The following is a 25,405-nucleotide window of genomic DNA, read 5'->3' on the forward strand; positions in this document are numbered from 1 at the left end:
GCACACGCCATGTCCGCTCTCTCCCGCGTCCGTGCCGCCTACGCCCGCGTCGAGGCCGTGGACCGCCCCGAGATCTGGATCGACCTGCGCCCCCAGGAGGAGGTGGAGGCGGAAGCCCGGACGCTCGACGCACGCGCCGCGTCCGGCGCCCGGCTCCCGCTCGCCGGGCGCCTGTTCGCCGTCAAGGGCAACATCGACGTCGCCGGCCTGCCCACCACGGCGGGCTGCCCGGCGTACGCGTACCGGCCGGACGCCGACGCGCCCGTGGTGGCGCGGCTGCGGGCGGCCGGCGCGATCGTGCTGGGCACCACCAACCTGGACCAGTTCGCGACGGGCCTGGTGGGCACGCGCTCGCCCTACGGCGCGGTCCGCAACGCCCACGACCCCGCACGCGTCAGCGGCGGCTCCAGCTCCGGCTCGGCCGTCGCGGTGGCCCTCGGCCTCGTCGACTTCGCCCTGGGCACGGACACGGCGGGCTCGGGCCGGGTGCCGGCCGCCTTCAACGGCGTCGTCGGCCTCAAACCGACCCGCGGCCTGGTACCGACCCAGGGCGTGGTCCCGGCCTGCGCCTCCCTGGACTGCGTGACGGTGTTCGCGCGCACGCTCGCGGAGGCCGGACAGGCGCTGTCCCACATGGCGACGGCCACACCGCCCGCCCTGCCCGGGCGCCCGCCCGGCCCCTGGCGGATCGCCGTCCCGCCACGCGAGCAGCTCGGCGAGCTGGACGAGGGATGGGCGACGGCGTACGAGGCCGCCGTGGAGCGGCTCAGGTCGACGGGCGCCGAGATCCGCGTCATCGACCTCACTCCCTTCACGGAGGCCGCCGCGATGCTCTACGAGGGCGCTTTCGTGGCGGAACGCTACACGGCAGTGGGGAGCTTCATCGACAAAGCGTCAGCCGACGGCGCCGAGGGCCTGGACCCCACGGTCGCCGGCATCATCACCCGGGCCCGTGACGTCCCGGCCCACCGGCTCTACGCCGACCTGGACCGCCTGGCGGCCCTGCGCGCCCGAGCCGTCGCCGAGCTCGCCGACGCCGACGCCCTGCTCCTGCCCACCACCCCCGGCCATCCCACGCTGGCCGAGGTGGCCGCCGACCCGCTCGGCGCCAACGCCCGCCTGGGCCGCTTCACCAACTCCACGAACCTCTTCGACCAGGCCGCGGTGGCCGTCCCGGCGGGCGAGGCCGGCGGTCTGCCCTTCGGCGTGATGCTGATCGGCCCGGCACACACGGACGAGCGCCTGGCCCGCATCGCGGCCCTGCTGCAACCGGAGGCGCGGCTGGCGGTGGTGGGCGCCCACCTCACGGGCCAGCCGCTCAACCCCCAGCTGCTGTCCCTGGGCGCCCGCCTGGACCGTACGACCACGACGGCCGCGGTGTACCGGCTGCACGCCCTGCGGACGACCCCGCCGAAGCCGGGCCTGGTCCACGTGGGCGAGGGCGGATCGGCCGTCGAGGCGGAGGTGTGGCGCATGCCGGCCGAGGGGCTGGGCCGCCTGCTGACCACGCTCCCCCGCCCGATGGCACTGGGCAGCGTGGAGCTGGCGGACGGCAGCCGGGTCCCCGGCTTCCTGTGCGAGCCGAGCGCGCTCGCGGACGCCGAGGACATCACGTCACACGGCGGCTGGCGGGCCTATCTGACCCGTCACCCCACCGACGAGTAGGCCACGACGCCCCGCAGCAGCAGATCAACGGCCTTCCGCGCGTTCTTCGCCACGGTCGACCCCTCCCCACCGGACACCGGAGCCGCTGCGGAGATCTGCCCCAGCACGTCGATGACCTGCTTGCACCAGCGCACGAAGTCCCCGGCCGGCATCTCCGCCTCCCGGAGCACCTCGTCGAGCCCCTTGCCGCCGGCCCACATGTACGCGGCCCAGGCGAACCCGAGATCCGGCTCCCGCTGCCCGACCCCCTCGGTCTGCGTGATCCGGAACTCCTCCTCCAGCCCGTCCAGCCGCCCCCAGATGCGCACCATCTCGCCGAGCGCGGCCTTGGCCTTCCCCGAGGGCAGCTTCGGCGCCATCGCGTCGTCCCCGACCCGCGCCTCGTACACCAGCGCCGAGACACAGGCCGCGAGCTCCGCGGGGCCGAGCCCTTCCCAGACCCCGGCCCGCAGGCACTCGCTGGCCAGCAGATCGAGCTCGCCGTACAGCCGCGCGAGCCGCTTGCCGTGCTCGGTGACCTCGTCCCCGCGCAGGTAGTCCAGCTCGGTCAGCAGCGCCACGATCCGGTCGAAGGTACGGGCGATGGTGTTGGTCCGCCCCTCGATGCGCCGCTCCAGCTGCGAGGTGTCGCGCAGCAGCCGGTGGTACCGCTCGGCCCAACGGGCGTGGTCTTCACGGTCGTTGCACCCGTGGCAGGGGTGGGCCCGGATGGCGGCGCGCAGCCGCGCGATCTCCCGGTCGTCGGCGGCCTGCGCCCGCTTCTTGCGCGCCCGCTCCGGCGGGATGTGCCCCGCCTTGGTGCGCAGGGCGGAGGCGAGGTCCCGGCGGGACTGCGGCGAGCGGGGGTTGAAGGACTTGGGGATGCGCATCCGCTCCAGCGCCTCGACGGGCACCGGGAAGTCCATCGACGCCAGCCGCTTGACCTGCCGTTCGGCGGTCAGCACCAGGGGGCGCGGGCCGTCGTGGTGCTCGAAGCCGCGATGCCCGTTCGACCGCCCGGCGGGCAGGCCGGGGTCCAGGACCAGTGCCAGGCCTGCGTACTTGCCGGTCGGCACGTGGATGACGTCGCCCGGCTTGAGCTTCTCCAGCGCCACGGCCGCCTCGGCGCGCCGCTGGGCCGCGCCCTGCCGCGCCAGTTCGGTCTCCCGGTCCTTCAGCTCCCGCCGCAGGCGCGCGTACTCCTCGAAGTCGCCGAGGTGGCAGGTCATGGACTCCTTGTAGCCGGCGAGTCCCTCCTCGTTGCGCTGCACCTGCCGGGAGATCCCGACGACCGACTTGTCGGCCTGGAACTGCGCGAAGGACGTCTCCAGCAGCTCGCGCGAGCGGTGCCGCCCGAACTGCTCCACGAGGTTGACCGCCATGTTGTACGACGGCTTGAAGCTGGAGCGCAGCGGGTAGGTACGCGTGCCCGCGAGCCCCGCCAGGTGCTCCGGGCTCATCCCGCGCTGCCACAGCACCACGGCGTGGCCCTCGACGTCGATGCCGCGCCGCCCGGCCCGCCCGGTCAGCTGGGTGTACTCGCCGGGGGTGATGTCCGCGTGCTGCTCGCCGTTCCACTTGACGAGCTTCTCCAGGACCACCGACCGGGCGGGCATGTTGATGCCCAGCGCCAGCGTCTCGGTGGCGAACACGGCCTTCACCAGGCCCCGTACGAACAGCTCCTCGACGACCTCCTTGAACGTCGGCAGCATGCCCGCGTGGTGGGCGGCGATACCGCGCTCCAACCCTTCCAGCCACTCGTAGTAGCCGAGGACGTGCAGGTCCTCCGGCGGGATCGACGAGGTGCGCTCCTCGACGAGCGCCCGCACCTGTTCGCGGGCCTCCTCGTCGTTCAGCCGCAGCCCCGCGTACAGGCACTGCTGAACGGCCGCCTCGCAGGCGGCGCGGCTGAAGATGAAGGTGATGGCGGGCAGCAGTCCCTCGGCGTCGAGCCGCTCGATGACCTCGGGGCGCCCGGGGGTCCACACCCGGGAGCGCTGTCTGCGCTCGCGCTCCCGGTCGGCCTCGCGCATGGCCCGCCCGCGCCGGCGGTCCTGGTAGGAGGGCCGGCTGGCCTCCATCCGGGCCAGGCGCGTGAGGTCGGGGTTGACGGCCTTCTTGCTGCCCTCGCCCTCCTCGAACAGGTCGTACATCCGCCGCCCGGCGAGCACGTGCTGGAACAGCGGCACCGGCCGGTGCTCGGAGACGATCACCTCGGTGTCACCGCGGACCGTGTCGAGCCAGTCGCCGAACTCCTCGGCGTTGGAGACGGTCGCCGAGAGGGAGACCAGGGTGACGGACTCGGGGAGGTGGATGATCACCTCTTCCCATACGGCGCCCCGGAAGCGGTCGGAGAGGTAGTGCACCTCGTCCATGACGACGTAGCCCAGGCCGAGGAGGGTCTGCGAGCCGGCGTACAGCATGTTCCGCAGCACCTCGGTGGTCATCACGACCACGGGGGCGTCGGAGTTGACGCTGTTGTCGCCGGTGAGCAGGCCGACCTTGTCCGCGCCGTACCGGCGGCACAGGTCGGCGTACTTCTGGTTCGACAGCGCCTTGATGGGTGTCGTGTAGAAGCACTTCTTGCCCTGGCGCAGGGCGAGGTGGACGGCGAACTCGCCGACGATCGTCTTGCCGGAGCCGGTGGGCGCGGCCACCAGCACGCCCTTGCCGGCCTCGAGTGCCTGGCAGGCCTCGATCTGGAAGGGGTCGAGGCCGAAGTCGTACATCTCGCGGAAGGAGGCGAGCGCGGTGGCCTGCTCGGCAGCGCGCCTGCGGGCAGCCGCGTACCGCTCGGCCGGGGAGAGGTCCTCTGTCATCGTGCTTTCGAGCGTACCGGGCCCCACTGACAACAGGACGATCATTATCCGTATCCGGGCCGCCGAAAGCTCGACTTCACGCAGCTCAAGGGCCTGTGACCGGTCAAGGGCCTATGACCCGGACCGCGCCGCGCACGCAGCGCGCGGTCAGCGGCAGCGGCCCGAGAGGTTCGCCGTCCGCGTACCCGGTGATGCCCTCCGCGGCCAGTTCGACCGTCGCCGCCCGGTACACGCTGACCTTGGGGTGGTCGACGTGGGTGCCCCGGTAGACGGTCGGGAAGACCCTGAGCAGCGTGGCCCGGCCGCAGTCGCCGACCACGGTGACGTCGAAGAGGCCGTCGGTGGGGTCGGCGCCGGGGCAGATCCGCATACCGCCGCCGTAGGAGGCGCCGTTGCCGACCGCCACCAGCGTCGCCTCGATCTCCCGGACCCGGCCGTCGTCCAGCGTGATCCGGTACGGGAAGGGGCGGAAGGCGGCCAGCTCGGCGAGCAGGGCGAGGTCGTAGCGCAGCCGGCCGGCGGGCCATCGCATGCGGTTGCCGCGGTCGTTGACACGGGAGTCGAAGCCGGAGGCGAGGACGGTGCCGAACCAGCGCTCGCCCACCCTGCCCAGGTCGATGTCGCGCAGCCGGGCGCCCTTGAGGGCGTCGGCGATCAGGCGGCCGGCCGCGGCCGGGTCGCGTACGGGCAGGCCGAGGGTGCGGGCGAAGTCGTTGCCCGTGCCGACGGCGACCAGCCCGAGCGGGGTGCGGGTGCCGGCGACGGCCTGCAGGGCGAGGCTCGCCATGCCGTCGCCGCCGACGGCGATCAGGGCGCCGGTGCCCTCGGCGACGGCGGCTCGTGCGCGGGCGAGGGCGTCGGGGGCGTTCTCGCCGAGGACGGTCCGTACCCGGAACCCGGCCGCCCGCAACGCGGAGGCGGCCGGCCGCGCAGCGTGTGCGCCCCGGCCGCGTCCCGCGGTGGGATTGACGAAGAGGGTGATCTCGCTGGTCACGAAGGTGACCTTACGAACCCCGGGCCCCTTCTCAGGTCACGTCGTCATAACCGTTGACCCGGTCCGTGCTCGCCTGTTCGGGCAGCGCCCGGCTGGCGGAGACGGTCTCGACCTCGCCGATGTCCTCGGGGGTGAGGTCCAGGTCGGAGGCCTCGTCGTCGGCGGGGCCCTCGGCCTCGCGGCGACTCTTGCGCCGGTCGTTCAGGAGCGAGAAGAGGACGGCGCCGAAGTACAGCACCCAGATCGGCCCGGCGAGCGCCAGCATGGACAGCGGGTCCGTGCTGGGGGTCGCGATGGCCGCGAAGACGGTGATGCCCAGGATCATCGCCCGCCACCAGCCGAGCATCCGCTTGCCGGTGATGACCCCGGTGAGGTTGAGCATGACCAGCAGCAGCGGCAGCTCGAAGGAGAGGCCGAAGACGATCACCATACGGGTGACGAGCTGCAGCAGGTCGTCGAGCGGCAGCAGGTTGCTCACGCCGTTCGGGGTGAAGTCGATGAGCACCTTCGCGGTGGTCGGCAGGACCTTGTACGCGAAGAAGGCGCCGCCGAAGAAGAGCGGGACGCCGGTGCCGACGAAGGCGTAGGCGTACTTCTTCTCGTGCTTGTGCAGACCGGGCGCGACGAACGCCCACAGCTGGTAGAGCCAGATCGGCGAGGCGAACACGACACCGGCCATCAGGGAGACCTGGAGGGCCAGCGTGAACGGCGCGAGCAGACCGTTGATGGTGATCTGCGCGCAGGGGTGCGAGCTGGACTTCGCCCTCGCCAGCTGCTCGAACGTCTCCCCGCAGCCGACCGAGTCGAGGACCGGCTTGGTGAGGAAGTTGATGATGTCGTTGTAGAAGAAGGCGGCGACGATCGTCACGACGACGATGGCCAGCATCGCCTTCGCGAGCCGGTTGCGGAGCTCACGAAGGTGATCCGCAAGGGGCATCCGCCCCTCGGGATCCTTCTCCTTCTTGCGGGCAGACTTGGGCAACCCACGTCCTCATCTCGTGCGGCAGGCCGGAGTGGTCCGGCCCTGCGTCAGGCCTTGGTGGTGTCCGTCGGCTCGGTGACCGGGCGCGAGCTGGTCACGTCGCCGGGGGCGGCCTGGATGGTGCGCTGGGCGGGGGGCTGCTCACCGGGGTTCGGCGGGCCGGCCGGGGTGGCCGTGCTGTTGCCCTCCTCCTTCATCGCCTTGGCCTCGCTCTTGAGGATGCGGGCGGACTTGCCGAGAGAGCGCGCCATGTCGGGAAGCTTCTTCGCGCCGAACAGCAGGATGATGACGACGAGGATGAGAATGATCTCGGGGGCGCCGAGCCTTCCGAACATAAGTCTTTACCTTCTCACCGAGGCGACTGGGGTGGGGTGCCGTCCGACCGGTCGGACAAGTGTCCGATCGACCGTGTCGCAGCGATCGTAACGCTCGGGGGTAAACGTGAGGCAATCCCCGTGCGTACTCCCGTCCGCGGCCGGGCCTCGTTCTCCGACCGCGACCAGCAGCGTACCTGTCGCAGTGGCCGGGGTGACAGGCCGAAGTGACGCAAAACGCCTGCGCCGCAGGACTCACATGCCGCGCACAGCAGGACTCACAGGGAGTCCACAGCCCGAGCGGCGCTCAGCGAGGCCCGCTCCAGTTCCTCGGCGGCCCTGTTGATACGGCGTGCCGAGTCGGCGACCTGCCTGCCGAGCCGCTGTGCCTCCAGGAAGACCCGGACGGCGAGCACCCCCAGGACGGCGAGACCCACGAACCCCACGGCTACCGCGAACATCGGCCAGAACATGACGTCGAGCCTAGAGGGTCCACGGGGGTGCGTACGCCACGGGGGTTACGCCGTGCCGGGCCGCTGGAGCGTCGAGTGCAGGCGCAGGGTCCGCACGCCGCCGCCCGTCAGCAGCTCCACGATCCGCTCGCCCGCCGGCTTGCGGACCGAGGAGCCGCAGTCGGGGCAGGTGAAGGAGTAGAAGGTGGTCTTGCTGGTGGCGCCGATGGCCAGGCGCAGCGCGCTCGCGGCGAGCTCGAAGCTGCCGCGGCACTCCGGGCAGCCGGCCTTGAACACCACCGCCGAGACACTCGCCGAGACGCTTCTCATCCCGGCGAACGCGGCTGCCACCGACATGCCCTGCACACCAGACACCGACGACTCGCTCAAAGCCCCTGCTCCTGCCTGTCGACCTGTCCGCCGCCCACCGCGCGCACCGCCCGCACGTCCTGCGCCTCGACACCGTCGTACGCCGCCAGGGCCTCGCGGGCCGCCTGGCGGGCGCTGTCGGCGAGGTCGGCGGGCGAGACGATCCGGCCGTCGCGGCCCAGCCGCAGCGCCAGCCGGCGCAGGGACGCGGGGTCGGGGGTGCGCAGGGTGATACGCAGCCCGCCGTCGGGAAGCTCATCGGCGCTGTCGTGCGGGTAGTACTCGGCGACCCAGCGGCCGCCCGGGCCGACCTCGATGACGACCTCCGGGTCCTCGGCGGCGGGCTGCACGAGCCCCTCCGACAGGTCCCGCAGCTCCACCTCGGGGGGCGCGGAGGGCTCGTCGAGGATCTTGATCTCGGCGACCCGGTCGAGCCGGAAGGTGCGGCGCGCCTCGGAGCGGCGGCACCAGGCCTCCACGTAGGTGTGGCCGACGCTGACCAGGCGGATGGGGTCGATCTCGCGCTCGGTGACCTCGTCACGGGCCGGCGAGTAGTAGCGGATCCACAGGCGGCGGCGCTCGGCGATGGCCCGGTCGACGTCGGCGAAGACACCGCCCTCGGACTCGAAGGTCACCGACAGGCGGGAGCTGGCGCCGGCCGCCTCGCCGGCCGCGGCCTCCACCTTGGCCGTCGCCCGCAGCAGCGCCTGCCGGTCGCCCTCGCGCAGCCCGGGCAGGGTGGCGACGGCGCGGGCGGCCACGAGCAGCGCGGTGGCCTCGTCGGCGGCGAGCCGGAGCGGCTCGGCCGTCTCCTCGCCGAGGGCGGCCGGGTTGCGCCACCAGATGCGCTCGCCGTCGGTGTCGATGTCCAGCAGGTCGCCGCCGCGGAAGCTGGTGCCGCACATGGGCAGCACGTCGAGGTCGGAGACGAGCTCGTCCTCGGTGATGCCGAAGGCGCGTGCGACGTCCTCGATCCGGGCCCCGGGACGCTCCCTCAGATAGGTCACCAGGGAGAGCATCCGCCGGGTCTGGTCGATGGCGCTCGCGGGCCTGACCGGTTTGCCTGCCACTGTCCTGCTCCGCTCCCCCTCAGCCCTTGGCCACGGCCCGCAGCCGGTCCACCACGTCGGCGCGCAGCTCGGCCGGCTCCAGGACCACCACGTCCGGCCCGAACTCCACCAGCCAGGCGTCCAGTCCGTGCCCGTACGGAATCTCCAACTCGTCCCAGCCGTCCCCGAGTTCCCGGACGGAGGTGGCTTTCGCCCGAAGGGGGTACCCCGCGCCCGTGCGCAGCCGGATCCGGGCGCTGCGGTCGGCGGTCTCCCCGGCCCAGCTCGCGACGGTCTCGCGGACGGTGACGACGTCGGGCACCTCGGCGGTGAACCGGCCGTTGCGGCTGCGCACCTTGCCGGTGATCCGGGAGAGCCGGAAGACCCGCTCGGCGCCGCGGTCGCGGTCCCAGCCGGCGAGGTACCAGTGGCCGCGCCAGCACTCCAGCGCCCACGGCTCCACGTGCCGGGGCTCGGGGTGGGCGGCGGTGGCCTTGCGGTAGTCGAAGACGACCGGACGGCGGTCGCGGCAGGCCAGCATCAGCGGCTCGAACGCGGCCTCGTGCACCGGGATGCGCGGTTCCAGGGCGCTGTGCGCCTCGTAGGGGTCGACGTCCTCGGGCAGGCCCGCCGCGCGCAGCTTCTGCAGGGCGCCGCTGGCGGCGCCGGCGAGCCTGGCCTGCTGCCACACCTTGGCGGCGAGGCCCAGCGCGGCGGCCTCCTCGGCGTCCAGGGTGATGGGCGGCAGGCGGTTGCTGTCGCGGCGGGCGAGATAGCCGACCTCGCCGTCGAGCGCCTCCACGGTCTCGATGACCAGCCCGAGTTCGCGCAGATCGTCCTTGTCGCGCTCGAACATCCGGTTGAAGGAGTCGTCCGTGTTGGCTTCCAGGTAGGCCTCGATGGACTCCCGCAGCTCGCGCTTGCTGAGCGGCCGCCGCGTCCCGAGCAGACACAGCGCCAGGTTCATCAGCCGCTCGGCCTTGGCAATGGCCATCGACGCCCTTCGCCTCCCTATGGTGCTTTACGACGATGACCGTACCGCCCCGCGGTGGCCTGGCAAAAGCCGAGGGCCCATGCCTGGGCAGGCACGGGCCCCAGCTCGACCGAGCCGATCGCGTTCGGTCGTACGACGGTCAGACCGCGACCAGGTCGACCACGAAGATCAGCGTCTCGCCGGGCTTGATCGCCGGGGTCGGGCTCTGGTTGCCGTACGCCAGGTGCGGCGGGATGGTCAGCTGGCGGCGGCCGCCGACCTTCATGCCCTGCACACCCTGGTCCCAGCCCTTGATGACCCGGCCGCCGCCCAGCGGGAAGCGGAAGGGGGTGCCGCGGTTCCAGCTCGCGTCGAACTCCTCGCCCGTGCTGAAGGCGACGCCCACGTAGTGGACGGTGACGGTCTGACCCGCCTGCGCCACCGCGCCGTCGCCTTCCCAGATGTCCTTGATCTCAAGGTCCGCCGGGGGCTCGCCGCCCGGGAAGTCGATCTCGGGCTTCTCGATGCTCACGTCTCTAGCTCCTGCTTGTCTGCGGAAAGGCAACGGACACAGTCTTACATCCCCGGCGCGTCACATCTTGGCCAGGATGTCCACCGTGAAGACCAGGACCGAGTCCTTCTTGATGCCGCTGCCCGAGGGCGGGCTGTCGCCGTACCCCAGCTTCGGCGGGATGACGATGAGGACCCGGCTGCCGACCTTCTTGCCGGTCAGCCCCTGCGCCCAGCCCTTGACGACCTGCTGGAGCGAGAACGACGTCAGCGCCCCCCGGCCGTACGTGGAGTCGAACTCCTTGCCGGTGTCCCACAGCACGCCCTTGTACTGCACCAGGACGGTGCTGTCGGCCGCGACCTCGTCGCCGTCACCCTCGATGACGTAGTTCGCCACCAGCTTGGTGGGCGCGTCCTTCTTGGGGATGTCGATGGAGGGCGCCTTGCCGTCGGTGTTGGTGCCGACCTCGGGCAGGCTCGCGTCGTTCTGCGCGACCTTGGTGCCCTTGGCGGAGCTGGTCGCGTTGAACGTGCCCTGGATGTCGGCGACGAACACCAGCGTGTCGGTGCCCTTGATGCCCGCCTGCGAGTTGCCCGAGGTGCCGTACCCCCAGGTGGGCGGCACCGAGAACAGGACGCGGCTGCCGACCTTCTTGCCGGCCAGGGCGTACCGCCAGCCGTCGATGATGCTGCCCTGGGCGAGCTGGATGAGCAGCGGGGTCTTGCGGTCGTAGGAGTTGTCGAAGACCTTCGCGGTGTCCCAGATCTGGCCCAGGTAGTGGGCCTGGATGTAGTCGTTCTCCGCGACGGTCTTGCCGCTGCCGGCGATCGCCGTCTTCACCGCGAGCTGCTTGGACGGGTCGCCGCTGCCCTTGGCGACGGTCGGTTTCGAGCCGAACGCGGTGCCGGCGGTGATCGCCGGCAGCGGGCCGTCGACGATCTTCGGCGGCGGCGCCGCCGAGGTGGCCGACGCGGAGGGCGAGGCGCTGTCGCTGGCCTTGCTCGAATCGGACTTGTCGTCGTCGCCGCATCCGGCGAGTGTGACCAGTCCTGCGGGTACGGCGATGAGTAGGGAGCGTCGGCGCACGGTGGGGGCCTCGTATCGGTCGATCTTGTTGATGGCGTGCGCGCAACTCTACGGCGTGAGAAGGGCGCCGTACCGAAAACGTACGGCGCCCGTGTTGCGTTCCGGTCTTCACCGGAACGGGTTGCTCACATTCCCGCGATGAGCTTCTCCACCCGGTCGTCCACCGAACGGAACGGGTCCTTGCACAAGACCGTGCGCTGCGCCTGGTCGTTGAGCTTGAGGTGCACCCAGTCGACGGTGAAGTCCCGGCGCTGTTCCTGGGCCCTGCGGATGAAGTCGCCGCGCAGCCGGGCCCGAGTGGTCTGCGGGGGAACGGACTTGCCCTCGAAGATCTTCAAGTCGTTGCAGATCCGCGCTGCCTGACCCTTCTTCTCCAGCAGGTAGTACAGGCCACGACGACGGTGGATGTCGTGGTAGGCGAGGTCTATCTGCGCCACCCGCGGATGCGACATGGTCATGTTGTTCTTGGCCCGGTACCGCTCGATGAGCTTGTACTTCATGACCCAGTCGATCTCGGTGCCGATCCGGTCGAGGTCCTCCGACTCGATCGCGTCCAGCGTGCGGCCCCACAGCTCCAGGACCTGCTCGACGGTGCCGGTGCGGATGCCCCGGCGCTCGCAGAAGTCCACGGCCTTCTCGTAGTACTCGCGCTGCACCTCCAGCGCGGACGCCTCCCGGCCGCTGGCCAGCCGCACCTTGCGCCGGCCGGTGATGTCGTGGCTGACCTCGCGGATCGCCCGGATCGGGTTCTCCAGGGTCAGGTCCCGCATCACGGTGCCCGCCTCGATCATGCGCAGCACCAGATCGGTGGCGCCGACCTTGAGCAGCATGGTCGTCTCGGACATGTTCGAGTCGCCCACGATGACGTGCAGGCGGCGGTAGCGCTCGGCGTCCGCGTGCGGCTCGTCGCGCGTGTTGATGATCGGCCGCGAGCGGGTCGTCGCCGAGGAGACGCCCTCCCAGATGTGCTCGGCCCGCTGGCTGACGCAGTACACCGCACCGCGCGGCGTCTGCAGCACCTTGCCCGCGCCGCACAGCAGCTGGCGCGTGACCAGGAACGGAATGAGGATGTCCGCGAGTCGGGAGAACTCCCCGTGCCGCGCCACCAGATAGTTCTCGTGGCACCCGTAGGAGTTGCCCGCCGAGTCGGTGTTGTTCTTGAAGAGGTAGACGTCGCCCGCGATTCCCTCCTCGTGCAGGCGTCGTTCGGCGTCTACCAGAAGCCCTTCCAGAATGCGCTCGCCGGCCTTGTCGTGGGTGACCAGTTCGATCACGTTGTCACATTCGGGTGTCGCGTATTCCGGATGTGATCCCACGTCGAGATAGAGGCGGGCGCCGTTTCGCAGAAAGACATTGCTGCTGCGGCCCCATGACACGACACGGCGGAAGAGGTACCGCGCCACCTCGTCGGGAGACAGGCGGCGCTGTCCCCTGAACGTACACGTGACGCCGTACTCGTTCTCCAGCCCGAAAATGCGGCGGTCCATGAGTGAACATTACGCCCGATCCCCTGAGCTGAAACGGGGTTCGACGGCACGGTTTGGATCATTTTCCGATGAAGCCGCAACGACCGCGCGCCCCGCGGGAGCTGCGAGTACCCGCCCCGTGGCCAGCAACACCAGCAGCGACACACCCCCCGCCGCACCCGGCAGGACGAACCCCCACAGGGCCCCGCCGGCCTCGACGACCGGGCCCGCCAGGCCCGTTCCGACCGACGCCCCGACGGTGAACGTCGTCACCAGCCAGGAGAACGCCTCGGTCACCGTCCCGACCGGCGCGTGCCGGTCCACCAGGACGAACGCGCACGCGATGGCGGGCGCCAGGAACACGCCCGCGAGCACGGTGAGCAGCACCATGGCCACCGCGCCCGGCATCAGCGTCAGCGGCAGGTAACAGACCGCCAGAAGGGCCACCAGCCCCTGGAGTCGACGAGCCGGCTCACCCGTCCACCGCCGCGCCCCGTAGGCGGTGCCCCCGATGAGCGCGCCGAGCCCCAGGGCGGCCATCAGCCAGCCGTAGACCGCGTCGCCGCCGTGGTCGTCCGCGTACGGCACCGAGGCCACCGTGATCGAGCCCAGCGCGATGCCGACGAACAGGAACGCCCCCAGCAGCGCCAGCAGCCCGGGCGAGCGCAGGGCACCCAGCCAGTGCGCCTCGCGCGGTGCCGAGCGCCACGCGCGCGAGGGCGGCGAGACGACCACGGAGAGCGCGCCGAGCACCCCCAGGGCGTTCAGGACCAGCAGCGCCGCCTCGGCCGACCACAGCGACACGCACAGCGTCACCAGCAGGGGCCCCACGGTGAACATGACCTCCTGCGCCACGGCGTCCATCGCGTACGCCGTGTGCACCTGCTCCTCCCGGCCCAGCACGCTCGGCCACAGGGCCCGCAGACCGCCCTCCAGGGGCGGCGTGAACAGACCGGCGGCCGCCACGCACGCGTAGGCGAGCGGAAGCGGGTCGACGCCCGTGGCGGCGAAGCCGGCCGTCGCCAGGGCCGAGGCGAGGGCCGCGGGCAGCTGGACGCGGGGCTGCCCGTAGAGGTCCACCAGCCGCCCGAGCACGGGCTGGCCGACGGCGTTCGCGACGCCGTACACCGCCGCGAGCCCGCCGGCGAGGCTGTAGGTGCCGCCCTGCGCGCGCACGAACAGCACGATGGCGATGGCGGCCGTGGCGTTGGGCAGCCGGCCCACCAGCGTGCCCACGAGGAGGCGCGTGACGTGCTTCGCCCTGAGGATCTCCAGGTATCCCGCGGTCATCCCGCCACCCCTGCCTCCACGTTTTACGTATAACTCAACCTCCCATACGTACCATGTGCGCTGTTCAGGCGTCCAGGCGAAAAGGAGCCCCACGGTGGCACGCAGCAGCACGCGGCCCACCAGCCGTGACGTCGCCCAGGCGGCCGGGGTCTCCCAGGCGGCCGTCTCCCTGGTGCTCGGCGACAAGTGGCGCGGCCGGGTCTCCGAGGCGACCGCCGCACGCGTACGGGAGGCCGCACGCGACCTCGGCTACCGCCCCAACCTCGCCGCCCGCAACCTCCGCCTGGGCCGCACCCGCACCGTCCTGCTCGTGGTCCCGGCACTGACCACCGAGTTCTTCGCCGGCGTCTACACCGGCGCCGCCCGGGTCGCCGCCGCCCACGGCTTCGGCGTCGTCCTCTACCCCTCCCCCGAAGGCATCGGCCCCGCCCGCGACCCCTTCGCCTCCGCCCAGGCCGCCCTGGACGGCGTCATCGCCTCCTCCATGGCCGCCGACGCCCTCACCGCCATCCGCGGCGACCAGCTCCCGCTGGTGATGCTCGACAGCGACCCCGACGGCAACCTCGGCGCCGCCACCGTCAACCTCGACATCGCCGACGGCGTCCGTCAGATCGCCGCCCACCTGCTGGGCCTCGGCCACCGCCGCTTCCTGCACCTCGCCGCCGACGTCGCCTCCTGGACCTTCGAGGTACGCGCGCGGGAACTCGCCGCCCGCCTCGGCGCGGTGCCCGGCACCACGCTGCGCACGGCCCGGGCGCCGATCTCCATCGAGGGCGCCCTGACCGCCACGGCGACGGCCCTGTCCGCGCCCGGCCCCCGGCCCACCGCCCTGGTCTGCGACGACGACAAGCTCGCCGCCGGCGCCTACAAGGCCCTGCGCCGCCTCGGCCTGCGCGTCCCCGACGACGTCTCCGTCACCGGCCTTGACGACCTCGCCCTCGCCACCGCCCTCGACCCCGAGCTGACCACCGTACGGCTGGACGCGGAGCTCTTCGGCGAGCGGGGCATGCGGGCCCTGCTGGCCGTCCTGGAGGGCCGCGCGCCCGAGGCGGGCGACATTCCCGTCGAGCTGGTCGTACGCGGCTCCACGACCCCGCCCAGCGCCTCCTGAACGCCCTGTGCCCCGGCCGGAAGATCGGCCGGGGCACAGCAGGGACGGAAACGGGAGGACGGGGCCGTCCTCGAACGGGAAGGCTACTCCTCGCCCGGACCCTCGCCCTCGGAACTGCTCTCCGCCTCGGTGGACGCTCCGCCCTCCTCCAGCAGCCGGGAGAGCTGGCGGCCGACGATGCGCTTGAACTTGCGGGCCTGCGGACGCGTACGGTCCAGCACCGCGACCTCCAGCCGCTCCGCGGGGATCTCCCGCTGCGTGCCGTTCGTGTCGCGGGACAGGGCCTGGACGGCGAGCTTGAGGGCCTCGGCCAGGCTCATGCCGTCCTGGTGGCGCTGGTCGAGATAGCTGCTGATCTGCTCGGCGTTGCCGCCCACCGCGACCGAGCCGTGCTCGTCCACGATCGAACCGTCGTGCGGCAGCCGGTAGATCTGGTCGCCGTCCGGGGTCTCGCCGACCTCGGCCACCACGAGCTCCACCTCGTACGGCTTCTCGCCTGCCGAGGAGAAGATCGTGCCCAGCGTCTGGGCGTAGACGTTGGCCAGCCCGCGGGCGGTCACGTCGTCCCGGTCGTAGGTGTAACCGCGCAGGTCGGCGTAGCGGACACCGCCGATGCGCAGGTTCTCGTACTCGTTGTACTTGCCGGCGGCCGCGAAGCCGATCCGGTCGTAGATCTCGCTGAACTTGTGCAGCGCGCGGGACGGGTTCTCGCCGACGAAGACGATGCCGTCGGTGTACTGCATGACCACCAGGCTGCGGCCGCGGGCGATGCCCTTGCGGGCGTACTCCGCCCGGTCGGCCATCGCCTGCTGAGGTGAGACATAGAACGGCGTCGACACCGGTTATCCGTCCCTTTCTGTCGAGGTCACTGCGATCACCTTGATAAGACCGGCCCGCGCTACAGCAGCGCGGCCCGCGGACCGTCGGGCTGCTCCAGCCGCCGCTCCAGGACCGAGCGGGCGATCTCGGAGGACTCGTCCTCCGTGAGCCGGCGGAAGCCGTCCTCGGTGATCACGGTGACGATCGGGTAGATCCGGCGGGCGACATCGGGACCGCCGGTCGCCGAGTCGTCGTCTGCCGCGTCGTAGAGAGCCTGCACCACCAGCGTGGTGGCCTGGTCCTCGGTGAGGTCGTCACGGAAGAGCTTCTTCATGGCGCCGCGCGCGAAGATCGAGCCGGAGCCCGTGGCCGCGTAGCCGTGCTCCTCGCTGCGGCCGCCCGTGACGTCGTAGGAGAAGATGCGGCCCTTCTCCCGGTCGACGTCGTAGCCGGCGAACAGCGGCACGACGGCCAGCCCCTGCATCGCCATGCCGAGGTTGGAACGGATCATCGTCGACAACCGGTTGGCCTTGCCCTCCAGGGAGAGCTGCGCGCCTTCGACCTTCTCGAAGTGCTCCAGCTCCAGCTGGAAGAGCTTGACCATCTCCACGGCGAGACCGGCGGTGCCGGCGATGCCGACGGCCGAGTACTCGTCGGCGGGGAACACCTTCTCGATGTCGCGCTGGGCGATCACGTTGCCCATGGTGGCCCGGCGGTCACCGGCCAGCACGACACCCCCCGGGAACGTCACGGCGACGATGGTCGTCCCGTGCGGCGCCTCCAGCACGCCCTGTGTGGGGGGCAGTTGCCGGTTGCCGGGCAACAGCTCCGGCTGGTGCGCGGAGAGGAAGTCCATGAAGGAGGACGACCCCGGCGTCAGGAAGGCAGCTGGTAGACGCCCGGTGCTACGAGTGTTGGCTTCCACGCGATTCCTTCCAAATAAGCGGCGGCCCGGCGTACGGCGTCGGGATCTCACCCAACTTGCCGATGGCCGAATTGCAGTTGAAGCACAGTACGCCTCGGACCTTACCCGTCTTGCGGCAGTGATCCACATGCACGGCAGGAGCCTTCAGACAGATCACACAGAGCCCCACCTGAGAGGCAACCATCTCGTCACGCTCGGCCACCGTCATGCCGTACTGGCGCTTCGGATGGCGGTCGCGCCCTTCGATAGCTCGACACGCCTTGCAGGCAGTCGACAGACCGTCGCCAGCTGTTCTGTTGCGGTCCCACTCGGAGTTCGGCTTGATCGTCTCGCAACGCTGGCAGTACTTGTGCCCCACAGACGCATCGACAGCAGGCCTGGAGGCCGTCACGCATGCCCTTGTTATTTGCGAAGGCTGCTCGCGGCTTGTGTTCACCGCGAGCAGCGCTTCACGTCTTCGCTGTCGATCAACCCCAACCCCCGATTTAGCCTTTGAATCGAAGGCTAAATCACTCTCCGCCCTTCTGAACGAAGGAACGCACGAAGTCCTCGGCATTTTCTTCGAGCACATCATCGATTTCGTCCAGGACGGAGTCCACGTCGTCGCTCAGCTTCTCGTGGCGCTCCTTCAGGTCCTCGGAGCCCTGCGCCTCTGTGGTCTGCTCCTCGACCTCTTCCGTGGAGCGCGTCGCCTTCTGCTGGCCGCCGCCGGTGTCCTTGGTCGCCATAACCCTCACCCCGCTCGGTTCGACGTTCTTGATCAGACCCTACAAGCAGGGTCCGACATCGGCCCCGCATTCCCTCAACGTACGAGGGCCATCTCGATGATTCCCGGACGGCGGAATTTCCACCCTGTCCGGGCGCGAGGGCCCGGGTACCCACTCAGCCGCCCGACAGCACCCTGACCAGGTCTTCCGCCGTGCGACAGCGGTCCAGCAGCTCCTTGACGTGATTTCGCGTTCCGCGAAGCGGTTCGAGGGTTGGGACGCGCTGCAGGGAGTCCCGGCCCGGCAGGTCGAAGATCACCGAGTCCCAGGAGGCCGCCGCGACGTCGTCGGCGTACTGCTCCAGGCAGCGCCCGCGGAAGTACGCGCGCGTGTCCTCCGGCGGCTTGGTGCGGGCCCGCTCGACGTCGGCCTCGTCCAGCAGCCGCTTGATGCGCCCGCGGGCCGCCAGACGGTTGTAGAGGCCCTTCTCGGCCCGTACGTCGGCGTACTGGAGGTCGAGGAGGTGGAGCTTGGCGGCGTCCCAGTCGAGGCCGTCGCGGCGCCGGTAGCCCTCCATGAGCTCCCGCTTGGCGACCCAGTCCAGTTCGCCGGCGAGGCTCATGGGGTCGTTCTCCAGGCGGTTGAGGGTGTCCTCCCAGCGGGCCAGGACGTCCTTGGTCTGCTCGTCCGCGTCGGCGCCGTAGCGCTCCTCGACGTACTTGCGGGAGAGCTCGTAGTACTCCATCTGGAGCTGGACCGCGGTGAGTGTGCGGCCGCTGCGCAGCGTGACCAGGCGCTGGAGCGTCGGGTCGTGGGAGACCTGGTGCAGGGTCCGCACGGGCTGGTCGACGGCGAGGTCCACCGCGATGAAGCCGTCCTCGATCATGGACAGGACGAGCGCGGTCGTGCCCAGTTTGAGGTACGTGGAGATCTCGGAGAGGTTGGCGTCGCCGATGATCACGTGCAGCCGGCGGTACTTCTCGGCGTCGGCGTGCGGCTCGTCGCGGGTGTTGATGATCGGTCGCTTAAGGGTGGTCTCCAGGCCGACCTCGACCTCGAAGTAGTCGGCGCGCTGGCTGAGCTGGAAGCCGTGTTCGTGGCCGTCCTGACCGATGCCGACGCGGCCGGCGCCGGTGATGACCTGGCGGGAGACGAAGAAGGGCGTGAGGTGGCGCACGATGTCCGAGAAGGGGGTCTCCCGCTTCATCAGGTAGTTCTCGTGCGTGCCGTAGGAGGCGCCCTTGTTGTCGGTGTTGTTCTTGTAGAGGTGGATGGGCTGGGCGCCGGGGAGCTGGGCCGCGCGTTCGGCGGCCTCGGCCATGATCCGTTCGCCGGCCTTGTCCCACAGCACGGCGTCGCGGGGGTTGGTGACCTCGGGGGCGCTGTATTCGGGGTGGGCGTGGTCGACGTAGAGCCGCGCACCGTTGGTGAGGATCACGTTGGCGAGGCCGATGTCCTCGTCGGTGAGCTGGCTGGAGTCGGCGGCCTCCCGGGCGAGGTCGAAGCCCCGCGCGTCCCGCAGCGGATTCTCCTCCTCGAAGTCCCAGCGGGCCCGGCGGGCCCGGTGCATCGCCGCCGCGTAGGCGTTGACGATCTGGGACGAGGTGAGCATGGCATTGGCGTTGGGGTGGCCGGGGACGGAGATGCCGTACTCCGTCTCGATGCCCATTACTCGCCGTACGGTCATGCGGCCCTCCTTGCCCGGCGGCGCCCTCGGTCGGGGGCGGCGCTCAAGTACCGCTGGCGCTCCGGTGCGTGTGCGGTGCCCGTCCCCGCACTGCGCGACTCGGCGGTACCGAAGAGCCTAGAACGGCTTTGCGCTGGTGGGGAGATCATTTGCGTCATTGCCTTGCTCGCCTTTGTTCCGGTTCGTTGCCTGAAAAACAGTCGGCTGCGGGTACCCCGTTGAGGGCACCCGCAGCCGCCCTGTCCTTACAGGTACTGACCGGTGTTCGCCACCGTGTCGATGGAGCGTCCGGTGTCGGCGCCCTGCTTTCCGGTGATGAGGGTACGGATGTAGACGATCCGCTCGCCCTTCTTTCCGGAGATCCGGGCCCAGTCGTCCGGGTTGGTGGTGTTGGGCAGGTCCTCGTTCTCCTTGAACTCGTCCACGCATGCCTGGAGGAGGTGGGAGACGCGCAGGCCCTTCTGGTTGTGGTCGAGGAAGTCCTTGATCGCCATCTTCTTGGCGCGGCCGACGATGTTCTCGATCATGGCGCCGGAGTTGAAGTCCTTGAAGTAGAGGACTTCCTTGTCACCGTTGGCGTAGGTGACCTCCAGGAAGCGGTTCTCCTCGGATTCCGCGTACATGTGCTCGACGGCCGTCTGGATCATGCTCTCGACGGTGGCCGCCTTGTCGCCGCCGTGCTCGCCGAGGTCGTCGGCGTGCAGCGGGAGGCGCTCGGTGAGGTACTTGCCGAAGATGTCCTTGGCGGCCTCGGCGTCCGGGCGCTCGATCTTGATCTTCACGTCGAGGCGGCCGGGGCGCAGGATGGCGGGGTCGATCATGTCCTCGCGGTTGGAGGCGCCGATGACGACCACGTTCTGCAGGCCCTCCACGCCGTCGATCTCGGCGAGCAGCTGCGGGACGATCGTGTTCTCGACGTCCGAGCTGACACCCGAGCCGCGGGTGCGGAAGAGGGACTCCATCTCGTCGAAGAAGACGATGACGGGGGTGCCCTCGCTGGCCTTCTCCCTCGCACGCTGGAAGACGAGGCGGATCTGCCGCTCGGTCTCGCCGACGTACTTGTTCAGCAGCTCGGGGCCCTTGATGTTGAGGAAGAAGCTCTTGCCGGCGGCCTGGCCGGTGACCTCGGCGACCTTCTTGGCCAGCGAGTTGGCGACGGCCTTGGCGATGAGCGTCTTGCCGCATCCGGGGGGCCCGTAGAGCAGCACGCCCTTGGGCGGGCGCAGTTCGTGCTCCTTGAACAGGTCCGGGTAGAGGTACGGCAGCTCGACCGCGTCGCGGATGGCCTCGATCTGGCCGCCGAGTCCGCCGATCTGGTCGTAGCCGATGTCCGGGACCTCTTCGAGGACGAGTTCCTCGACCTCGCTCTTGGGAACGACCTCGTAGACATAGCCGGAGCGGGGTTCGAGCAGCAGGGCGTCGCCGGGACGGATGGTGACGTCCAGCAGCGGCTCGGCGAGCCGTACCACCCGTTCCTCGTCGGTGTGCCCGAGCACCAGGGCGCGCTCGCCGTCCTCAAGGATCTCCTTGAGGGTGACGATGTCCCCGACGCGCTCGAACTCCATGGCTTCGACCACGTTGAGCGCTTCGTTGAGCATGACTTCCTGGCCACGCCGGAGCTCTTCGAGGTCGACGCTGGGGCTGACGTTCACCCGGAGCTTGCGGCCCCCGGTGAAGATGTCGGCGGTGCCGTCCTCGTTGGCCTGCAGGAAGACGCCGAAGCCGGCCGGCGGCTGCGCGAGCCGGTCGACCTCCTCCTTGAGGGCCACGATCTGGTCGCGGGCCTCACGGAGCGTGTTGGCGAGTCGCTCGTTCTGCGCGGACACGCCGGCCAGGTTGGTCTGCAGCTCGACGATCCGCTCTTCGAGAATCCTCGTGTGCCGCGGAGAGTCGGCGAGCTTGCGCCGCAGGACGGCGATCTCCTGCTCAAGGTAGGCAATCTGCCCGGCCGGGTCGTCGGACCCTCGTCCCGGGCGGATGCCGCGGTTCATGTCGTCGTCGTGGGCTGCCACGGTCCTCACCTCCTCCAAGGGGAGCTGGACGCTTCCAGACCCTACCTGGGCGGGTGCCGATTGAAACCCCTAGATCACAAAGACGGTCGGGGTGTGTCCGATCTTCACCCTTGCGCTCTCCCTCACGCCAGGGGAATACCCACCGAACATGATTGGAACCCAGGCCCAGGTAGGGTCGAAGTGTTCAACACCCGTCAGAGCTGGCCGGATTCCCGTCGGCTCGGCACTCAAACGGCAGGAGACATGGGCGTGCAGCAGGAGGCGGTGGCCGGAAGCGAGGCTCTGGAGGTCTGGATCGACCAGGACCTGTGTACCGGCGACGGCATCTGCGCCCAGTACGCGCCGGAGGTGTTCGAGCTGGACATCGACGGTCTGGCGTATGTGAAGGGCGCGGGGGACGAGCTGTTGCAGGACCGGGGTGCCACAACGCCCGTTCCGCTGCCGCTTCTCACGGACGTGGTGGATTCCGCGAAGGAATGTCCGGGCGAGTGCATCCATGTACGGCGGGTTTCGGACAAGGTCGAGGTGTACGGCCCGGACGCCGAGTGAGCCCACGGACACGGCCTGTTACGACTGTCTGATTTCTCACACGATGGGCGGCGGGCGTCAGACGGCGTGGGTACCGGCGGGTGTCGAGCGGACGAACGCACCCTTCTGCCACTGCCACTTCGCGCTGTCCTTGACGTCCGGGCAGCAGCGGGGCACGTCCTCCGAGGAGTAGCCGAGGAGGGTGGCGACGACGGCTCCGTCCTGGACGGTGAGGTCACTGACCGTGTCGCCGTCCTTGGCGTCGAGCAGGGTCGCCACCACGCGCGCGTCGCCGCTGTGCGCGTCGCGTGTGAGGACGTACACGCCGTCGGGCGGGGTGCCCATGGGGGCGTCGCAGTGCACCACGGCGACCGTCTCGGGCTGTCCGTCGCCGTCGAGGTCCCCGGTCGCCTTCTTCTGTACGACGGCCTTGACGGGGCCGCAGCTGATCGGGAAGCGGACGCCCGTGGTGGCGGGCGCGGCCGCGGTGTGCGCCGCCTTGCCCGTGGAACCGGCCGGCTGTGCCGCGGTCGCCGAGTTGGGCTGCAGCAGCGAGGAGAGGGCCATCACGCCGGCGACGGCCGTGGCGGTGGCGACCCAGTGGATCGGGCGGGTGTGCGTGTGTGCCAGTTCCGGGACGGCGGATTGCTGCACTAGGAGTGTCTCCTGTGAGGGCTGTGCCGGTGGGGGTGGCCAGCATCGTGCCACACGTCACAGGGGGTGGGAACGGCGGGGTGCGCGGTTGCGCCGCGGGCACCTGCGAAGGGCGCGTTTTGTGGCGTCCTGTCAAGACAAGGGTGCCGTGGCGCAGTTCCGGTGGATTCACGGGAACTGCGCCACGGCGTCCGTACGTTGTACGCGGCACGGGGCCGCCCTAGCGGTCGGTGCCTCCGCCGGCGTTGGGGCCCTCGTAGTCCTCGCCGTAGGCGCCCTTGGCGGGGCGGCGGCGGCGCATGGGGGGCTCGACGCCGTCGGCGAGGCGGCGGGCGGTGAGCAGGAAGCCGGTGTGGCCGATCATCCGGTGGTCGGGGCGGACGGCCAGGCCCTCGATGTGCCAGTTGCGGATCATCGTCTCCCAGGCGGTCGGCTCGTTGAAGCAGCCGATCTCGCGGATGGACTCGACGGTCCGGGCGAGCTGGGTGGTGGTGGCGACGTAGCAGCACAGGATGCCGCCGGGGACGAGCGCCTTGGAGACGGCCTCCAGGCACTCCCAGGGGGCGAGCATGTCGAGGATGACGCGGTCGACGTCGGTGTCGGAGAGGTTGTCCTGGAGGTCGCCGACGGTGAGCTGCCAGGCGGGGTGCGGGCCGCCGAAGTAGCGCTCCACGTTCTGCCGGGCGATCTCGGCGAAGTCCTCGCGGCGCTCGTAGCTGTGCAGCATGCCCTGGTCGCCGATGGCGCGCAGCAGGAAGCTGCTGAGCGAGCCGGAGCCGACGCCGGCCTCGACGACGCGGGCGCCGGGGAAGATGTCGGCGAAGGCGAGGATCTGCCCCGCGTCCTTGGGGTAGACCACGGCGGCGCCGCGGGGCATGGACAGGACGTAGTCGGGGAGCAGGGGGCGCAACGCGAGGTAGGCGACGTTCCCGGTGGTGCGGACAACGCTGCCCTCGGGAGCGCCGATCAGTTCGTCGTGCGGGAAGGAACCCTTGTGGGTGTGGAAGTTCTTCCCGGCTTCGAGCGTGAACGTGTAGTGGCGGCCCTTGGGGTCGGTCAGCTGAACCTGGTCGCCGACCTTGAAGGGCCCGCGCCTGCGGGCGGCACCGGTCGGTTCGGACATGTGAACAGCCTACCGGGGTTTGCGGGGGCCGCCGACCACTACGGGGCGGGCCTGGCCATGGCCTTCACGAAGGCGCGTTCGACGTCCGCGGCGGACAGGACGCCGTAGATCTCGCCGGTCTCCTCGACGACCAGGTACTCGGTGGCCGGGGTGGCCCGGAGGGCGTCCAGGAGGTCCTCCCCCGCCAGTTCCGCCGAGACGCGCATGCCGTCGGTGAGTTCCTGGGCGAGGCCGCTGACGGCGACCCAGGGGCGGCGGTGTTCGGGGACGCCGACGATGGCGGCCTCGCGGACGAGGGAGAGGGGGTTGCCGTCGGAGTCGACGACGACCAGGGCGCGGGCGCCGGCGGCGTTGGCGCGGCGCAGGGCCTCGGAGAGGGGGGTGTCGGTCTCGACGGGGACGGCGCGCCGGGTGAGGTTGCGGGCGCGCAGTTCCGGGAGGTGTTCCCTGAGCCGGGCCATGCGGAGGCTGTTGCCGGCGCCGGTCCAGATGATCGCGGCGAGGATCGCGGCGAGCAGGGCGTCGGTGACGGTGTCCATGCCGACGTTGTCCTCGGCGGTGGAGCCGAGGGCGCCGGACTGGGTGAGCAGCGGGAGGCCGATCAGGACGGAGACGGCGAGGGCGCGGCCGACCCAGGCGGCGGCGATGGTGCCGCTCATGGGTCGGCCGGTGATCTTCCAGACGACGGCGCGGAGCATGCGGCCGCCGTCGAGGGGGAGGCCGGGCAGGAGGTTGAAGGCGGCCACGATCAGGTTGGAGATCATCAGGCCGGCGAGCAGGACGCCCGGGACGGTGCCGGGCTCCACGGGCTGCATGGCGAGGTAGAAGAGACCGGACAGCACGAGGGAGAGCAGCGGGCCGACGAAGGCCAGCACGAACTCCCGGCCGGGGGTCTCGGCCTCCTTCTCGATCTCGGAGACGCCGCCGAAGAACTGGAGCTGGATGCGGCGGACGGGGAGCTTGAAGCGGAGGGCGGCGACCGTGTGGGCGAGTTCGTGGACGAGGACGGAGGCGTAGAAGGCGACCGCGAAGAAGAGGGAGACGAGGTAGCGGGCGGCGCCGAGTTCGGGCAGCACGCGGTCGAGCTGGCCGCCGAAGACCCAGGTGATCAGCGCGGCGACGAGGAACCAGCTGGGAGCCACGTAGACGGGCACCCCGAAGGGCCGCCCCATCAGGAAGCCGCCGCGGGGGGATTCGCGTCGCTGCGGCGGGGGGTTCTTGGCGGGACCGGAGTGAGCGAGGGTACGGGGGCCGGCGTGCGCGCCGTCGGAGTCGTCGCCGGGATGCCGGGCAGGGGCGGCGTCTCCGGGCCCCGGTGACGCCGCACTCGTGCCGCTGTCGCTGCCGGGGCGCTGGACGGGGGCCACGCCTTCGGCCCGTCGAGACGGCACGCCCGAGCCGCCGTTGACGTCCGACTCCGAAGCAGGCGCCGCCTCATCCGGCCGCCGAGGTGACACGCCGGAGCCGGCATTGGCGTCCGACTCCGAGGCTGAGGCCGTCTCCTCCGGCCGTCGAGGTGACACGCCGGAGCCAGCGTTGGCGCCCGACTCCGAAGCAGGCGCCGTCTCCTCCGGCCGTCGAGGTGACACGCCGGAGCCAGCGTTGGCATCCGACTCCGAGGCTGAGGCCGTCTCCTCCGGCCGTCGAGGTGACACGCCGGAGCCAGCGTTGGCATCCGACTCCGAAGCAGGCGCCGCCTCATCCGGCTGTCGAGGTGACACGCCGGAGCCGGCATTGGCGTCCGGCTCTGAGGCTGGGGCCGTTTCTTCCGGGTGCCGAGGCTGCGTGCCGGAGTGGGCGTTGTTGCCGGACTCCGGGGCAGGGGCCGTGGCTTCCGGCCGGTGAGGCGGCGTACCGGAGCCGGTGTCGCTGCCGGGCTCCGGGGCGGGC

General features: G+C 70.8%; 24 protein-coding genes. 3 read left to right on the top strand and 21 right to left on the bottom strand.

Annotation, left to right across the window (positions count from 1 at the left end; all coding sequences use genetic code 11):
• The first annotated feature begins 9 nt into the window (after window positions 1-9).
• Entirely contained in the window at window positions 10-1,665 is a 1,656-nt protein-coding gene (gene atzF / locus ACYF6T_RS25610; protein ID WP_461699251.1) for an allophanate hydrolase, read from the top strand.
• Here atzF and ACYF6T_RS25615 read toward each other — a convergent pair.
• From ACYF6T_RS25615 to ACYF6T_RS25670, 12 genes are all read right to left on the bottom strand, one after another.
• Window positions 1,647-4,508, bottom strand: coding sequence for a DEAD/DEAH box helicase (locus tag ACYF6T_RS25615; RefSeq protein ID WP_461699253.1), 2,862 nt, complete (start codon window positions 4,506-4,508; stop codon window positions 1,647-1,649). The two genes, atzF and ACYF6T_RS25615, sit on opposite strands and share 19 nt — an antisense overlap.
• A 58-nt stretch (window positions 4,509-4,566) precedes the next feature.
• On the bottom strand, window positions 4,567-5,457 hold the full coding sequence (locus tag ACYF6T_RS25620) for a diacylglycerol kinase (RefSeq protein ID WP_461699255.1): 891 nt from the start codon (window positions 5,455-5,457) through the stop codon (window positions 4,567-4,569).
• Between the two features lie 31 nt (window positions 5,458-5,488).
• Complete coding sequence (gene tatC / locus ACYF6T_RS25625) at window positions 5,489-6,439, bottom strand: twin-arginine translocase subunit TatC (RefSeq protein WP_461699257.1); 951 nt, start codon at window positions 6,437-6,439, stop codon at window positions 5,489-5,491.
• A 47-nt stretch (window positions 6,440-6,486) separates the two neighbouring features.
• Window positions 6,487-6,774, bottom strand: a complete 288-nt coding sequence (gene tatA / locus ACYF6T_RS25630) for a Sec-independent protein translocase subunit TatA (RefSeq protein WP_461699258.1) — start codon at window positions 6,772-6,774, stop codon at window positions 6,487-6,489.
• A 257-nt stretch (window positions 6,775-7,031) separates the two neighbouring features.
• Window positions 7,032-7,226: a hypothetical protein gene (locus ACYF6T_RS25635; protein WP_461699260.1), complete on the bottom strand. Its 195-nt coding sequence runs from the start codon at window positions 7,224-7,226 to the stop codon at window positions 7,032-7,034.
• A gap of 45 nt (window positions 7,227-7,271) precedes the next feature.
• Window positions 7,272-7,595 (bottom strand): hypothetical protein, encoded by a 324-nt coding sequence (locus ACYF6T_RS25640; protein ID WP_461699261.1) that lies wholly within the window; start codon window positions 7,593-7,595, stop codon window positions 7,272-7,274.
• Window positions 7,592-8,644, bottom strand: a complete 1,053-nt coding sequence (locus ACYF6T_RS25645; RefSeq protein ID WP_461699262.1) for a helix-turn-helix transcriptional regulator — start codon at window positions 8,642-8,644, stop codon at window positions 7,592-7,594. The genes ACYF6T_RS25640 and ACYF6T_RS25645 overlap by 4 nt, the downstream gene beginning before the upstream one ends.
• A 19-nt stretch (window positions 8,645-8,663) precedes the next feature.
• Window positions 8,664-9,617, bottom strand: coding sequence for a helix-turn-helix transcriptional regulator (locus ACYF6T_RS25650; protein ID WP_461699263.1), 954 nt, complete (start codon window positions 9,615-9,617; stop codon window positions 8,664-8,666).
• 139 nt (window positions 9,618-9,756) lie between these two features.
• Window positions 9,757-10,128, bottom strand: coding sequence for an FKBP-type peptidyl-prolyl cis-trans isomerase (locus ACYF6T_RS25655; RefSeq protein ID WP_461699264.1), 372 nt, complete (start codon window positions 10,126-10,128; stop codon window positions 9,757-9,759).
• A 60-nt stretch (window positions 10,129-10,188) separates the two neighbouring features.
• Window positions 10,189-11,193: an FKBP-type peptidyl-prolyl cis-trans isomerase gene (locus ACYF6T_RS25660; protein ID WP_461699265.1), complete on the bottom strand. Its 1,005-nt coding sequence runs from the start codon at window positions 11,191-11,193 to the stop codon at window positions 10,189-10,191.
• Window positions 11,194-11,318: 125 nt separating this feature from the next.
• Entirely contained in the window at window positions 11,319-12,680 is a 1,362-nt protein-coding gene (gene pafA, locus ACYF6T_RS25665; RefSeq protein WP_186283315.1) for a Pup--protein ligase, read from the bottom strand.
• 9 nt (window positions 12,681-12,689) lie between these two features.
• Entirely contained in the window at window positions 12,690-13,949 is a 1,260-nt protein-coding gene (locus ACYF6T_RS25670) for an MFS transporter (protein WP_461699266.1), read from the bottom strand.
• 94 nt (window positions 13,950-14,043) lie between these two features.
• On the opposite strand from ACYF6T_RS25670, the gene ACYF6T_RS25675 reads away from it, so the two are divergent.
• The gene (locus tag ACYF6T_RS25675) at window positions 14,044-15,060 is read left to right on the top strand and encodes a LacI family DNA-binding transcriptional regulator (RefSeq protein ID WP_461699267.1); all 1,017 of its coding nucleotides are present in this window, start codon (window positions 14,044-14,046) and stop codon (window positions 15,058-15,060) included.
• 83 nt (window positions 15,061-15,143) lie between these two features.
• Here ACYF6T_RS25675 and prcA read toward each other — a convergent pair whose 3' ends face one another.
• The 6 genes from prcA to arc form a co-directional block, all read right to left on the bottom strand.
• Entirely contained in the window at window positions 15,144-15,899 is a 756-nt protein-coding gene (prcA, locus tag ACYF6T_RS25680; RefSeq protein ID WP_461699269.1) for a proteasome subunit alpha, read from the bottom strand.
• Window positions 15,900-15,958: 59 nt separating this feature from the next.
• Window positions 15,959-16,804 (bottom strand): proteasome subunit beta, encoded by an 846-nt coding sequence (gene prcB, locus ACYF6T_RS25685; protein ID WP_461699271.1) that lies wholly within the window; start codon window positions 16,802-16,804, stop codon window positions 15,959-15,961.
• On the bottom strand, window positions 16,785-17,162 hold the full coding sequence (locus ACYF6T_RS25690; protein WP_461699273.1) for an endonuclease VII domain-containing protein: 378 nt from the start codon (window positions 17,160-17,162) through the stop codon (window positions 16,785-16,787). The genes prcB and ACYF6T_RS25690 overlap by 20 nt, the downstream gene beginning before the upstream one ends.
• A 151-nt stretch (window positions 17,163-17,313) precedes the next feature.
• Complete coding sequence (locus ACYF6T_RS25695) at window positions 17,314-17,532, bottom strand: ubiquitin-like protein Pup (RefSeq protein WP_404244626.1); 219 nt, start codon at window positions 17,530-17,532, stop codon at window positions 17,314-17,316.
• Window positions 17,533-17,686: 154 nt separating this feature from the next.
• Window positions 17,687-19,198 (bottom strand): depupylase/deamidase Dop, encoded by a 1,512-nt coding sequence (gene dop, locus ACYF6T_RS25700; RefSeq protein WP_461699274.1) that lies wholly within the window; start codon window positions 19,196-19,198, stop codon window positions 17,687-17,689.
• A 245-nt stretch (window positions 19,199-19,443) separates the two neighbouring features.
• Window positions 19,444-21,210 (bottom strand): proteasome ATPase, encoded by a 1,767-nt coding sequence (gene arc / locus ACYF6T_RS25705; protein ID WP_461699275.1) that lies wholly within the window; start codon window positions 21,208-21,210, stop codon window positions 19,444-19,446.
• 243 nt (window positions 21,211-21,453) lie between these two features.
• On the opposite strand from arc, the gene ACYF6T_RS25710 reads away from it, so the two are divergent.
• Complete coding sequence (locus ACYF6T_RS25710) at window positions 21,454-21,759, top strand: ferredoxin (RefSeq protein ID WP_461699297.1); 306 nt, start codon at window positions 21,454-21,456, stop codon at window positions 21,757-21,759.
• A 57-nt stretch (window positions 21,760-21,816) separates the two neighbouring features.
• Here ACYF6T_RS25710 and ACYF6T_RS25715 read toward each other — a convergent pair whose 3' ends face one another.
• The 3 genes from ACYF6T_RS25715 to ACYF6T_RS25725 all read right to left on the bottom strand — a co-directional run bounded on the left by ACYF6T_RS25715 (window position 21,817) and on the right by ACYF6T_RS25725 (window position 25,104).
• Window positions 21,817-22,392, bottom strand: coding sequence for a hypothetical protein (locus ACYF6T_RS25715; RefSeq protein WP_461699276.1), 576 nt, complete (start codon window positions 22,390-22,392; stop codon window positions 21,817-21,819).
• A 220-nt stretch (window positions 22,393-22,612) separates the two neighbouring features.
• The gene (locus ACYF6T_RS25720; protein WP_461699277.1) at window positions 22,613-23,515 is read right to left on the bottom strand and encodes a tRNA (adenine-N1)-methyltransferase; all 903 of its coding nucleotides are present in this window, start codon (window positions 23,513-23,515) and stop codon (window positions 22,613-22,615) included.
• A 38-nt stretch (window positions 23,516-23,553) separates the two neighbouring features.
• Window positions 23,554-25,104, bottom strand: a complete 1,551-nt coding sequence (locus ACYF6T_RS25725) for a site-2 protease family protein (protein WP_461699278.1) — start codon at window positions 25,102-25,104, stop codon at window positions 23,554-23,556.
• Between the last annotated feature and the right edge of the window lie 301 nt (window positions 25,105-25,405).

Source organism: Streptomyces sp. 7R007, from assembly GCF_054850255.1.